The organism is Saccharothrix sp. ALI-22-I (assembly GCF_001984175.1).
GTDB lineage: Bacteria > Actinomycetota > Actinomycetes > Mycobacteriales > Pseudonocardiaceae > Actinosynnema.
Map to the genome: position 1 here is coordinate 369,755 of NZ_MTQP01000067.1, position 12,523 is coordinate 382,277.

The 12,523-nt window shown below is 69.3% G+C and carries 11 protein-coding genes; 5 read left to right on the forward strand and 6 right to left on the reverse strand.

What is annotated here, in order from left to right:
* Positions 1 to 107 precede the first annotated feature (107 nt).
* A complete protein-coding gene (locus tag ALI22I_RS34230) occupies positions 108 to 1,316 on the reverse strand; it encodes an MFS transporter (RefSeq protein WP_238598719.1) in 1,209 nt (402 codons plus the stop codon).
* 72 nt (positions 1,317 to 1,388) lie between these two features.
* Here ALI22I_RS34230 and ALI22I_RS34235 point away from each other — a divergent pair, with 72 nt between their 5' ends.
* Together ALI22I_RS34235 and ALI22I_RS34240 are read left to right on the forward strand one after the other, a co-directional pair.
* Entirely contained in the window at positions 1,389 to 1,910 is a 522-nt protein-coding gene (locus ALI22I_RS34235) for an ArsR/SmtB family transcription factor (protein WP_077009685.1), read from the forward strand.
* Positions 1,911 to 1,954: 44 nt separating this feature from the next.
* Positions 1,955 to 3,520, forward strand: coding sequence for a DUF885 domain-containing protein (locus tag ALI22I_RS34240; RefSeq protein WP_077009686.1), 1,566 nt, complete (start codon positions 1,955 to 1,957; stop codon positions 3,518 to 3,520).
* On the opposite strand, the gene ALI22I_RS34245 is transcribed toward ALI22I_RS34240, so the two are convergent.
* Together ALI22I_RS34245 and ALI22I_RS34250 are read right to left on the reverse strand one after the other, a co-directional pair.
* Entirely contained in the window at positions 3,496 to 4,254 is a 759-nt protein-coding gene (locus ALI22I_RS34245) for an ABC transporter permease (protein ID WP_077009687.1), read from the reverse strand. The two genes, ALI22I_RS34240 and ALI22I_RS34245, sit on opposite strands and share 25 nt — an antisense overlap.
* The gene (locus ALI22I_RS34250) at positions 4,251 to 5,174 is read right to left on the reverse strand and encodes an ATP-binding cassette domain-containing protein (RefSeq protein ID WP_077009688.1); all 924 of its coding nucleotides are present in this window, start codon (positions 5,172 to 5,174) and stop codon (positions 4,251 to 4,253) included. Before ALI22I_RS34250 ends, ALI22I_RS34245 begins: the two co-directional genes overlap by 4 nt.
* A gap of 102 nt (positions 5,175 to 5,276) precedes the next feature.
* Here ALI22I_RS34250 and ALI22I_RS34255 point away from each other — a divergent pair, with 102 nt between their 5' ends.
* Positions 5,277 to 6,023 (forward strand): TetR/AcrR family transcriptional regulator, encoded by a 747-nt coding sequence (locus ALI22I_RS34255; RefSeq protein WP_077009689.1) that lies wholly within the window; start codon positions 5,277 to 5,279, stop codon positions 6,021 to 6,023.
* Here ALI22I_RS34255 and ALI22I_RS34260 read toward each other — a convergent pair whose 3' ends face one another.
* Positions 6,024 to 8,141, reverse strand: a complete 2,118-nt coding sequence (locus tag ALI22I_RS34260) for a putative bifunctional diguanylate cyclase/phosphodiesterase (protein ID WP_077009690.1) — start codon at positions 8,139 to 8,141, stop codon at positions 6,024 to 6,026. It abuts the gene before it with no gap.
* Between the two features lie 116 nt (positions 8,142 to 8,257).
* Complete coding sequence (locus ALI22I_RS34265; protein ID WP_077009691.1) at positions 8,258 to 9,073, reverse strand: SAM-dependent methyltransferase; 816 nt, start codon at positions 9,071 to 9,073, stop codon at positions 8,258 to 8,260.
* Between the two features lie 169 nt (positions 9,074 to 9,242).
* On the opposite strand from ALI22I_RS34265, the gene ALI22I_RS34270 reads away from it, so the two are divergent.
* Positions 9,243 to 10,553: a cytochrome P450 gene (locus ALI22I_RS34270; RefSeq protein ID WP_077009692.1), complete on the forward strand. Its 1,311-nt coding sequence runs from the start codon at positions 9,243 to 9,245 to the stop codon at positions 10,551 to 10,553.
* Between the two features lie 102 nt (positions 10,554 to 10,655).
* A complete protein-coding gene (locus tag ALI22I_RS34275) occupies positions 10,656 to 11,669 on the forward strand; it encodes an alpha/beta hydrolase (protein WP_077009693.1) in 1,014 nt (337 codons plus the stop codon).
* A 317-nt stretch (positions 11,670 to 11,986) separates the two neighbouring features.
* Here the strand turns inward: ALI22I_RS34275 and ALI22I_RS34280 are convergent, their stop codons facing one another.
* The gene (locus ALI22I_RS34280; protein ID WP_077009694.1) at positions 11,987 to 12,478 is read right to left on the reverse strand and encodes a MarR family winged helix-turn-helix transcriptional regulator; all 492 of its coding nucleotides are present in this window, start codon (positions 12,476 to 12,478) and stop codon (positions 11,987 to 11,989) included.
* Between the last annotated feature and the right edge of the window lie 45 nt (positions 12,479 to 12,523).

Consider the following 12,523-nt stretch of genomic DNA (forward strand, 5'->3'; position numbering starts at 1 on the left):
GCCCGGCGTGCGCCGGACAGCCCGGCGCCCGCGTTCGACTGGTTCGTCCGGGCCCTTCGTGCTGGTCAGGCGCGCGCTTCGGCCAGCACCGGGTAGTCGGTGCGGCGTCACGCCAGCGCTTCTTCGATCTTCCGGTTGGTGGCGGCGGTCAGGCCGACGAGTGCCGTGAGCGATACGGCGGTCATGATCACGAAGACGGCGCGCAGGCCGAAGAACTCCGCCAGCGCGCCCCCGATCGCCGCGCCCACCGGCAGGGAACCCCAGGCGACCAGGCGGTAGGCGCTGTTGACGCGGCCCAGGAGACGGTCCGGCGTGACGTGTTGGCGCAGCGAGACCGCGACCACGTTGAGGACGGCGATACCCGCACCCGCGACCACGAACGCCGCCGCGACCACGAAGGGGTTGCTTGTCGCCGCCGGTGCACCGACGAGCAGGGTGCCGACGACGAAACCGACCGCCAGGGAACGTCCCCGGCCCAGCTTGGCGATGACGCGTTCGGCGGCCAGGGAGCCGACGAGGCTGCCGACGGCCGGGGCGGTGAGGAGCAGGCCGAAGAGCTGCCCGGTCAGGCCCATCGCCGAGGTCGGCCCCACGGCGTAGAGGACGAGGACCGCGCCCGACGCGCCGCCGGAGAGGTTGAACAGGCCCACCACGGCGGCGAGGCTGCGCAAAACACGGTGGTGGAGCAGGAAACGCAGGCCTTCGGCGATGTCCGCGCGCAGGGTGGTGGGGTGTTCTCGCGGGATCTTGAACGTGCCTTTCACCGACCACAGGACGGCCAGGGCCACCAGCCAGAGGGCCGCGGGGGCGGTGAAGGCGGCCAGTGCGCCGGCGGCGACCAGGAGACCGGCGACGGGTGGGCCGATGAACTCGTTCGCGGTCAGTTCGACGGCGTGCAGGCGGGAGTTGGCGCGGGGCAGTCGGTCGCGGTCGACCAGTTGTGGCAGCAGGGATTGGGCCGAGGTGTCGTAGAGGGTTTCGGCGACGCCGGCGGCAAGCGCGATGGCGTAGAGCAGCCAGATGTTCGCCCAGTCCAGCGCCACCGCTCCCGTCAGGGCCGCTAACAGGGCGGCTCTGACTGCGTTGGCCCCGACCATGGTGCGGCGGCGGTCGAGGCGATCGGTCAACGCGCCTGCCGGGAGGGCGAAGACCAGCCACGGCAGGGTGAGGGCGAAGACCAGGCCGGCGATCAGGGTCGGTTCGCGGGTGGTCTGGATGGCCACCAGGGGCAGGACGACCTTGAACGTGCCGTCGGCGAGGTTCGACAGGCCGGATGACGTCCAGAGACGCCAGAACGCCGTTCCCAGGGGTGCCATTGGTCGAGGATGGCACATCGATGGGGATTTCTCCATCGGTGTGCTTGTCCATCGGTGGACTAGATTGGCGGCATGGCTCATCGGCAACGGCGTCCGGCGACGGTGGAGGAGACGAAGGCGCTGGCCCACCCGTTGCGGCTGCGCATCCTGCGGTTGTGCGGGCAGCAGGAGTTGACCAACAAGCAGTTGGCCGAGCGGTTGGGACGCGACCCCGGAACGGTGCTCTACCACGTGCGGCAGCTGGCCTCGGCGGGATTCCTGGAGCCGGGCGAGGTGCGGACCGGGGCCAGTGGGGCGTTGGAGAAGCCCTACCGGTCGACCGGGATGTCGTGGTGGTTGGACGGGCCGCTGGCGGACAGCGGGCTGGTCGCGAACACGGCCCCGTTGGAGGCGTTCCAGGAGGAGTTGCAGGAGGCCGGGCCCGAGTCGGTGCAGACGTACGCGCGGTTCGCGCTGCACCTGTCCCCGGAGGACGTGGCCGAGTTGGACCGTCGGATCGGAGCCGTGCTGGACGAGTACGTGGCCACCGACGACGAGCGACGAGACCAGCCGCTGCACGGCGGGATCATCGTGGTGCACCGGCTCAAGGAGTAGCGCTCACCCGTCCAGCGCAGGGTTTCGCCGGCACCATCGGGGTTATGACGGGTGTCGACGTGATCGCGGATGAACTGCACGTGGCCGTGTTGTCGCGTTTTCCGGTGTTGGGCACGCTGCGCGGGATTCCCGGCTACGACGACCAGCTCACCGACTACCGCGAAGAGGCCGACGAGCGGTTCGCCGCAGTGCTGGAGGACATCGCGAAGCGGGCGGACGCGATCGATCCCGAGCCGCTGACCAGGACGGATCGCGTCACCCGGACCATGATCGGGTACCAGGCGTCCGCGTTGCGCGATCAGGTCGTCGAACGGTGGGTGGAGTTCACCGTCAGCGATCTGATCTCGACGCCGGTGCCCATCGTGTTGCACACGTTGGACGACACGCCGTCGGACGCTGAACGGCAGCGGGCGGATTACGAAGTCCGGTTGAGCAGGCTTCCCGCATTTTTCGGGGCATTGGCACAACGGCACCGCGACGGGATTCGGGCCGGGCGGTTGCCGGTGGCGCGGTTGGTCCGGGCGGCTATCGCCCAACTCGACGGGAAAGCGGAGCTGCCCGGAGTGCGCGAGTACCGGGACGCGTTGGCGGCCGACGTGCTGCCGCACGGACGTGAGGACGACCGGGCCGGTGTGTGTTGGCTGCCTGACGGCGAGCAGCTGTACGCCTCGGCGGCTCGCCGGCACACCACCACCGGCCGGACGGCCGACGAGCTGCACCGGATGGGCCTCGAAGTGCTGGACGGCCTCGCCGCCGAGTACGCGACGCTCGGCAAGGAAGTGTTCGGGACGTCGGACGTCAGCGAGGTGTTCACCCGGCTCCAGAACGGTCCGCGGTGGCGGGACGGTGCGGAGATGGTCGCCGCCGCCCGCGCGATCGTGCGCAAGGCCGAAGCCGCCGCGCCGCAGTGGTTCCGGCAGGTGCCCGAGGAGAAGTGCGTGGTGCGCACCTATCCGGACGGCACACCGGCCGCGACGCCTCCCTCGTACCTGATGGGCGCGGTGGACGGGTCGCGGCCGGGCACCTACTCCGTCAACCCGGCGCAGTTGTCCGGGAAGCACAACGCGGAAGCCTTGGCCTTTCACGAGGCTGTGCCCGGTCACCACTTCGACGGCGCGACCCGCATGGCGCGCACGGATCTGTCGGTGTGGCGGCGCACCGCCGGCGTGAGCGCTTTCGCCGAGGGCTGGGCGCTGTACGCGGAACGCCTGGCCGACGAGATGGGCCTGTACTCCGACAGCCTGGCCCGGTTGGGGATGCTCACGTTCGACTCGATGCGGGCCGGGCGGCTGGTGGTGGACACCGGGTTGCACGCGTTCGGCTGGAGCCGTGCGCGGGCGGTGGAGTTCCTGCTCGCCAACACGCCGATGGCACCGGATCTCGTCGAGTCCGAAGTGGACCGTTACCTGGCCAATCCGGGGCAGGCGTTGGCGTACATGGTCGGGCGGCTGGAGATCCAGCGGCTGCGCCGGGACGCCGAGACGCGCCTGGGTGACGCGTTCGACGTCCGCGATTTCCACGAGGTCGTGCTGTCCGAGGCCCGTGTTCCGCTGTCCACGCTGGCCGACCTGGTGGAGGAGTGGATTCAGTCGCTGATCCGCCGCCGGTAGAGGGCGGTGGCCAGGACGAAGGACGCGATGAGCAGTCCGACCGACCAGGCCAGCGCGATCCAGCCCTGGTCGCCGATGGGCGTGCCGGTGAGCAGGCCGCGCACGGTCTCGATGACGGGGGTGATCGGCTGGTGTTGGCTGATGCCCCGGAGGAACGACGGCATGGTCTCCGTCGGCACGAAAGCGCTGCTCAAGTACGGCAGGAACAGCATGAAGAAGCTCAACGCGCTGGCCGACTCGACCGACTTCGCGATCGAGCCGAGGCCCGCCGCCAGCCACGACATCGCCAGCACGTAGAGCAGGAGCAGCCCCACCGCGGCGACCCACTCCACCAGCGAGGCCGACGGGCAGAAGCCCATGGCGATCGCCGCGCCGATGACGACCGTGGTGGACAGGGCGTTGCGGGCGACGCTGGCCGTCACGTGGCCGGTCAGCACGGCGAAGCTGCGGATCGGCATGGAGCGCAAGCGGTCGATCATGCCCTTTTGCATGTCGTCCGCGACGGACATCGCGGTGGACGCGGCGCCGTAGCCCACGCACAGTAGGATGATGCCGGGCACCACGTAGTTGATGTACGCGGTGCCGGTGTTGATCGCGCCGCCGAAGACGTAGACGAACAGGGCCATCATCAGCAGTGGCAGGACGATGGACATGATCAACGTGTCGACGTTGCGCCTGCCCAGCCGGATGCTGCGACCGATCATGGTCATCGAGTCGCTGATCGCGTAACTCATGCGGGCACTCCTTCACGGGTGGTCAGGGCGAGGAAGACGTCGTCGAGGGTCGGGCGGTGCGAGGAGACCTGAGCGGGGACCACGGCGGCGGCGCGCAGGTCGTCCAGCACGGAGTGCAGGTGGGCGGCGGTGCCGTCGGACGGGACGCTGAGCACGAGCCGTTCCTGGTCGGCGAAGCCGCCGAGCAGGCCGGCCGCGGCGCCGAGGGCGGCGGCGGAGGTGAAGCGGAGGTCCAGGCGGTCGCCGCCGACGCGGGCCTTGAGGTCGTCCGCGGTGCCGTAGGCGGCCACTTTCCCCTGGTCCAGCACCATGATCCGGTCCGCGAGGCGGTCCGCCTCCTCCAGGTACTGGGTGGTGAGGAAGATCGTGGTGCCGGTGCGGACCAGGTCGCGGATGGCGTCCCACATCGTCGTGCGGCTGGCCGGGTCGAGGCCGGTGGTCGGCTCGTCCAGGAAGATCACCTTCGGTGCGGCGACGAGGCTCATCGCCAGGTCCAGCCTGCGGCGCATACCACCGGAGTAGGTCTTGACCCGGCGGTCGGCTGCGTCGACCAGGTCGAACCGCTCCAGCAGTTCGGCGGCACGGGCTTTCGCCCCCGGCCGGCCCAGGTGCATCAGCCGGCCGGCCATGACCACGTTCTCACGACCGGTCTGCTCGTCGTCCACGGCGGCGTACTGGCCGGTCAGGCTGATCACCCCGCGCACCTTGGCCGGTTCGCGCACCACGTCGAACCCGGCCACCCGCAGCTCGCCGGCGTCCGGCCGGGTCAGCGTGGACAGGATGCGGATCGTGGTCGTCTTGCCCGCGCCGTTGGGACCGAGCAACGCGAAGACCGACCCCTCGGCGACCTCCAGGTCTATCCCGTCCAGCACCGTGGTCGAGCCGTACGCCTTGCGCAGGCCGGTCGCCTCAACGATCACGACTTCCCCCTTGTGTGTATTCGATACGCTAAAGAGCGTAGCTCATACGCAGTTTCCGGCGGAAGCCCTAGACTGGACGACGGTGGTGACGAGAGGGCGAAGATGACCGACGAGTACGGCCTGCCGGACGACATTGCCCTGCTCTGGGGCCTGCGCGAGATGCCGCGACGTGGCCGGAAACCGTCGTTGACGATCACCGACATCACCCGGGCCGCGATCGAGATCGCCGACGCCGAAGGACTCGGGGCGGTGTCGATGGCACGGGTCGCGCAGCAGCTCGGCAACTCCACGATGGCGCTCTACCGGCACGTGAAGAGCAAGGACGAACTGCTCGCGCTGATGAGCGAGGCGGCGTTGGAGATGCCGCCGGAGATCCCCGCGGACACCGACTGGCGGACCGGGCTCACGTTGTGGACCAACAGCGTGCGCAAGACGCTGAGCAGGCACCCGTGGTACGCGCACATCCCGCTGAACGGACCGCCGGCCGGGCCGCGCAACCTGGCGTGGCTCGACTCCGCGTTGGGGACGCTGGCCGACACACCGCTCGACGAGGGCGACAAGATCCGCATCGTCATGGGGCTGATCACGTTCGTGCACGGTGACCTGCGGTTCAGCGTGCAGGTGATGGAGGGGTTCCAGGAGAACCCGGAGGCGTTCGGGCGTTCGTACTCGCAGGCGTTGAAGGTGGTGGTCGACCCGCGGAAGATGCCGGCCCTGGGTCGGCTGGTGGCGGCTGGGGTGTTCGACTACGACAACCTGTACGACGAGCAGTTCGTGGAGGACGACTTCGCGTTCAGCCTGAACTTCTACCTGGACGGCGTGGCCGCCCACATGGCCCGCAAGGGCTGATCACCCGGTTATGGGGAACTCTCCGGCCGGCGTGACGGGGCCGAAGAAAGCGCCCGTGCCGGCCACGGCCCACGCGGCGCGCCACCACTCGGCCTGCTCGGCCGTCTCCACCCCGTCCACCAGCACGTGCGCGCCCGTGCGCCGGACCAGCGAGACCAGGTCCGCCAGGTACTCCGCCTCGCCCCGGGCCTGCCGCTCGACCAACCGCCGGGCCACCCACACCGACTTGATCGGCAGCTCCGAGGCCATGGCCAGGTCGTCCGGGCCCAGGCCGAAGTCGTCCAACGACGTCCCGACGCCCAGTTCGGCCAACACGGTCAGGTTGTCCACGGCGTCCGACTCCGCCAGCACGCCCACCGGCATCCCCACCGTGAGCCGCGACGCGTCCAGCCCGGTGTCGTCCAACGCCCGACGCACCCGGCGGACCAGATCGCCGTCGCACGACTGGTGCCTGGTCAACCCCACGTACAGCGGCGCGGTGAAGCGGGCGCTCTGGCTCCACCAGCCCACCTGGCCGCACACCGTCGCCAGCTGCCACTCCCCCAACGACAGGATCAGGCCCGTCCGCTCGGCCAACTCCACGCACGCGGAGTGGTCCAGTGAGTCCTCGCCGCGGTCCCAGTGCAGCCGAGCCGCCACGCCGACCAGCGCACCACCGGCCAGCTCCCCCACCGGCTGGTAGCGCACGCCGATCTCCCCGTGCTCCCACGCCCCGGGCATGGCCACGGCAAGGGTCTCCGCCCGCCGTTCGGCCTCGTCCTGCCCAGGGTGGAACAGCTCCCACTGCCCCCGACGACCCGACTTCGCGCGCCGCAACGCCTGTTCCGCCGCGCGCATCACGTTCGCCGGTTCCCAGTCCGACGGCGGCCGGCGCACCACGCCCACGCTGACCGACACGGCCAGCCCGTGATCGTCGAGGTACACCGGCTCCGACAGCTCCCGGTTGATCTCGGCGACGGTGCTGCCGACGTCCGGCGTGGTGGCCGTGTTCTCCACCAGGATGGCGAACTCGTCACCGTCGAACCGGGCGATCATCGCCTTCTCCCGCGCCATCACGGCCCGCAGCCGCTGCGCCACGTGCACGAGCAGCCGTTCACCGGTCTTGCGGCCGAGGCTGTTGCACACCATGCCGAACGCGTCGATGTCCAGGTGGAACAGCGAAATCCCGCGCACCGGATCGGCCCGCCGCAGCGCGCTCTCCAGGTACGTGGTGAAGTACTGCCGGTTCGGCAGCCCGGTCGCCACGTCGTGCAGCGCCTGCCGGTTCAGCTCGGACTGCAACAGCATCAGCTCGGTGCCGTCCTCGATCACGGCGACGAAATGACCCGACTGCTCGTCCGCGCCGCGCAGCAAGGACACCGTCAACGAGATCCGCGCGACGTCCCCGTCCTTGCGCAGCAACCGCTGCGGCTGCCGGATCCGCTCCTGCCCGCCGTCGACCAGCGCCCGCATCGCCTCGCCGAGGATCTTGACCGAGTCCGGGTGCACGAGTTCGAGCAGGGAGAACCCGGTCAGCTCCTCCGTCGTGTACCCGAGGATCTCGCCGATCGCCGCGTTGGCCCGCACGATCCGCGCGGCCAGGTCGACCACCAGGATTCCGCTGGCCGACGACGTCGCGACCTCCTCGAACCGCGCCTCGCTCTCCTTCAGGTTCCACTGCGCGTCGCGGACCGCCTTGAGCAGCGACAGCTGCATGGACTCCTGCTGCTCGAACACCGCGCGCCTGCTCGCCGCCAGGAAGCCGGCCGACAGCGCGCCGAGCGTCGACACGATCCGCTGCGCGTAGCGCTCGACGGGCTGGAACTCGGGCAGCGCGAGCAGGCCCTTGCCGAGCACTTCGAGGGTGACGCGCAGGCCGTCCTCACCGACGTAGCCGAGCGCGACGAGGCGTTGACCGAGCTGCTCGATCGACCGATTCGAGGCGGACTCGGCGGACGACTCGGCGTGCACCGCGCGGCACAGCTCATCGAGCTGTTCGCCCATTTCGCGGTCGAGTTCGTCCCTGGTCAGCGGGACGACTACAGCTCCGCTGAGCAGGTACGACCACTTCCGCGCGAGGAGTTCCCGGCCACGTTCAGGTGGTGGTGTGGCCTCTGGTCTACGACTTGGGGTCGGCATTCCCGTTGCCCTGCTGTGGTATTGAGGATTCGCGGCAGTTTACCCACCCCCCGCTGGTCAACACTCGACCGGAAGTGTGAATCCCGAACACCTCCGGTGACTTTCCGTCAGACAATTCACGGTTTTCGTCCGACACCCGCGTAGACCAGCATGTTCATCCCCGGCTCGGCGGCGATGTCGGCGGGTCCGGTCGGCCGCCACTCACCGCAGCCGACCAGCCCCGGCTCGACGAGTTCGTAACCCTCGAACAATCCCATCACCTCGGCGTGTGAACGCAAGTTCACCTGGTCGGGGCTCTTGCTCCGCTTGATCACGTCGGTCGCCTCGGCCAGGTTCTCGCCCTGGTGGTCCGCGGTGACGTGGGTGATCGCCAGGAAGCTGCCGGACGGCAACGCGTCCCGGTACCGGCCCAACAGGCCGCGCGGGTCGGACGAGTCGGGCACCCAGTGCAGCATCAGCAGCATGAGCAACCCGATCGGTTGATCGAAGTCGAGCAGCCGACGCGCTTCGTCGCTGCCCAGGATGGCCTCCGGCTCGCGCATGTCGGCCTGCACGACGGCCGCGTTGTCGTTCCCGACCAGCATCAACTCGCTGTGCGCGACGGCGACGGGGTCGCGGTCGACGTACAGGACGCGGCACTCCGGCGCCTCCGCCTGGGCGACCTCGTGCACGTTGCCGACGGTCGGGATACCGGAGCCGACGTCGAGGAACTGCCGCACGCCCTGGTCCACCATGTACCGCACGACGCGGGCGAGGAACGCCCGGTTGACCCTGGCTGCGTTGCGCAAGCCGGGCATGGCGGCCTCGATCTGCTCGCCCACCGCGCGGTCGACCGCGAAGTTGTGCCCGCCGCCCAGCATGTAGTCGTAGGTCCGGGCCATGCTCGGCACGGAAATGTCCACGCCGGATGGAATCCATTCGCTTTGCGTCATATCTGCGGATACCTCTTCACGTCGCGGGCCGACAACAGTACCGGGTGGGCGGGACCAACGTTCATTGAGCCGTCAGTGTGACACCAACCCACCCGAACGGACACTGTCAACCTCCACCGAACGGGTCCTATTGTGAGCCGTCCCTTTCGACGGCCTAAGAGGAGCGGACATGGCTGTCCCGGTGGCCCCCGGCCGCCTGCCATTCCTCGGCCACACCGTGGAGATGGTCCGCCGACGACATGAGTTCACCTCGTCACTGCGTGATCACGGTGATGTGGTAAAAGTCGATCTGGGACCGATGACGACATATTTTGTGAACAGTCCTCGACTTGTGCACCAAGTGCTGGTCACGGACGGCGCGCGTTTCCGCAAAGGTGCGATGTTCGACAAGTTCCAGCCGTATCTGGGCAACGGTCTACTGCTCTCCAACGGCCCGTTCCACCTGCGGCAGCGGCGGATGATCCAGCCCGCGTTCCACCGCGACCGCATCGCCCGCTACGCCGAGACCATGGCGCGCGCCGCCACCGCGTTGACCTCGTCGTGGACGCCCGGCGAGGTGCGGGTGGTCGAGGACGACATGCAGGGCCTGGCCGTCACGATCGTCGGCGAGGCGCTGTTCTCCACCGAGTTGGGGCGGCGGGCGATCGCCGAGGTGCGGCGGTCCATCTTCGTGGTGATCAAGCAGGGCATGGTCCGCGCGTTATCGCCGTCGTTCGTGGAGAAGCTGCCGCTGCCCGGCAACCGCGAGTTCGACCGGGCCATCGCGCGGATGCGCGCGATCGTGCTGGAGGTCATCGCGAGCAGGCGGGCCGACGGCGCGAGTGACCACGGCGACCTGCTGTCGACGCTGTTATCGGCGCAGGACGACTCCGGTGACGGCATGACCGACCAGCAGACCTACGACGAGGTGCTGACCCTGCTCACCGCGGGCATCGAGACCACCGCGCTGGCCCTGGCCTGGGTGTTCCACGAGATCGCCGAACACCCGGACGTCGAGGAACGGCTTGTCGCCGAGATCGACGAGGTGGTGGGCGGCCGTCCGGTCACCTTCGCCGACGTGCCGCGGCTGACGTACACGGCGGCCGTGGCCAACGAGGTGCTGCGGATGTACCCGATATGGATCCTGATGCGCCGCACCACCGCGCCGGTCGACCTCGACGGCGTGGAGTTACCCGCGGGCGCCGAGGTGATCGTGAGCCCGCACGCGCTGCACCACGACCCGACGTCCTTCCCCGAGCCGCACCGGTTCGACCCGGACCGGTGGGCCCGCGCCGATGTGCCGCGCGGCGCGTTCATCCCGTTCGGGGCGGGCGGGCGGCAGTGCATGGGCAACGTGTTCGCCCAGACCGAGATCGTGATCACCCTCGCCACCGTGCTCGCGAGGTGGCGCTTGGTCCCGGTGCCCGGCAAGCCCGTGCGCACCAAGTTCACGTCCGCCGCCTATCCCAGCGGTCTGCTGATGACGGCGGTTCCCCGTTGACCCGGCGAGGTCGCGTCGGTCGTTCGCGAGCGGCCGACTTCGGGGCGGCCGAGCCCGCCGTCCGCGGAGCAGCGGCAATCAAACACAGGAGGTCGTTCAGTCGTGCGTTGGTCGCGTTCCCGGTTGTCCACGGTCACGAAGTCACTCGCGGTCGCGCTGCTCGCCGCGGGCCTGGTGCCTGCGCCCGCGAGCGCCGCGCCCGTCACGTGTGAGCAACTCGACGTGCCGGTGACGGTGTTCGGCACGCCGCAGTCGATGCACGGGACGCTGTGCACACCGTCGGGCGCCTCCACCGTGCAGGTGTTGATACCCGGCGGCACGTACAACAGCTCGTACTGGGACATCTCCTACGCGCCGGAGAGCCGGTCGTACCGGCAGGCGATGAACAAGGCCGGTATCGCCACGCTCGCCGTGGACCGGCTCGGCACCGGCCGCAGCTCCCGGCCGTTGAGCGCGCTCGTGACCGCGTCCACCCAGGCCCACGCGGTGCACCAGGTGATCCGCAAGATCCGGCCCCGGTTCGAGAAGGTGATCGTGGGCGGCCACTCGATCGGGTCGGCCATGGCGTTGATCGAGGCCGGGCTGAACCAGGACGTGGACGGCGTGCTGGTCACCGGGTTCACCCACCGGATGAACCTGGTGACCGTGGTGCCCGTGTTGGCGGGCATGGTCCCGGCGGCGCTCGACCCGCAGCTGCGCGGGTACGCGTTGGACCTGGGCTACCTGACCACCGCCGCCGGCACCCGCTACGGCGCTTTCCACACGCCCGGCCCTCAGGTGCCGCAGGCGATCGGGTTGGACGAGGCCACCAAAGACGTGTTCGCGACGTCGGAGGCGGTGGACACGATCACGTTGAACAACGTGGTCATCCCGTTCACCCGACTGGTCGACGTGCCGGTGATGATCGCGGTGGGTAACGACACCCACTTCTGCGGGCAGCCGCTGGGCAGTGACTGCACGTCGGCGGAGGCGTTGCGGGCCTCGGAGGCGCCGTTCTTCTCCGACGCGGCGCGGCTGCACACGTACGTGCTCGACGGCTACGGGCACTCGATCAACTACGCGCCCAACGCGCCCGACTACCACCGTGCCGTGGTGGAGTGGGCGCGCGGGATCTGAGTTACCTCGCCGAGTAGGAGTAGGCAGCGGCGCGTTCACCACTCCCCCGCGTGTCCAACACTCAGAACGCGCGTGTCCAACCTTCAGGTCACGCGTGTCCAACACTCAGAACATCCGAGTTGAACGCTCAGAACGGCGAACTTCACGCCTGAGTGTTCAACTCGGGTGTTCTGAGTGTTGGACACGCGCGTTCCGAACGTAGGACACGCGCGTTCTGAGTGTTGGACACGCGCGTTCTGAGTGTTGGACACGCGCGTTCTGGGGGTAGGACACGCGGGGCTGGGCGGGAGTGCCTGCGTGTGGTCGTGGCGGCGGGCTTACTCGTCGCCCAATGACTCCAGCAGTTGCTTGAGGGTGTTGGCCAACGCCGCCCGTTCCTGTTCGCTCAACGTGCCGAGCAGGCCGTTCTCCGTGGCGAGGTGGTCGGGCAGGGCGCGGTCGATCAGGTCGCGACCGGCGTCGGTGAGTGAGACGACCACGCCTCGGCCGTCGCGCTCGTTCGGGGTCCGGACGACGAGCCCGCGTGCTTCGAGCCGGTCGAGTCGTTGCGTGACCGCACCCGAGGTGACCATCGAGGCGCGCATCAGCTCGGTCGGGGTCAGCCGATGGGGCGGGGCGCTGCGGCGCAGGGTGGCCAGGACGTCGAACGAGGCGTTGTCCAGGTCGTGCCGGGCGAAGGTCTTGCCCAGTTCGCCGTCCACCAGGCGGGCCAGGCGCTTGAGCCTGCCGATCACCGCCATCGGGGAGACGTCGAGGTCTGGGCGCTGCGCGTGCCACTGACCGAGGACCAGGTCGACGTGATCTGCCACCGAACTAGCTTAGCGGTGAGGTAAGTCACGTCCAGGATAGCTTAG

Coding starts and splice junctions, on each gene's coding strand:
- ALI22I_RS34245 (WP_077009687.1), bottom strand. CDS start 4,254: ATGAGTTACGCGATCAGCGACTCGATGACCATGATCGGTCGCAGCATC.
- ALI22I_RS34240 (WP_077009686.1), top strand. CDS start 1,955: ATGACGGGTGTCGACGTGATCGCGGATGAACTGCACGTGGCCGTGTTG.
- ALI22I_RS34255 (WP_077009689.1), top strand. CDS start 5,277: ATGACCGACGAGTACGGCCTGCCGGACGACATTGCCCTGCTCTGGGGC.
- ALI22I_RS34230 (WP_238598719.1), bottom strand. CDS start 1,316: ATGGCACCCCTGGGAACGGCGTTCTGGCGTCTCTGGACGTCATCCGGC.
- ALI22I_RS34235 (WP_077009685.1), top strand. CDS start 1,389: ATGGCTCATCGGCAACGGCGTCCGGCGACGGTGGAGGAGACGAAGGCG.
- ALI22I_RS34265 (WP_077009691.1), bottom strand. CDS start 9,073: ATGACGCAAAGCGAATGGATTCCATCCGGCGTGGACATTTCCGTGCCG.
- ALI22I_RS34270 (WP_077009692.1), top strand. CDS start 9,243: ATGGCTGTCCCGGTGGCCCCCGGCCGCCTGCCATTCCTCGGCCACACC.
- ALI22I_RS34260 (WP_077009690.1), bottom strand. CDS start 8,141: ATGCCGACCCCAAGTCGTAGACCAGAGGCCACACCACCACCTGAACGT.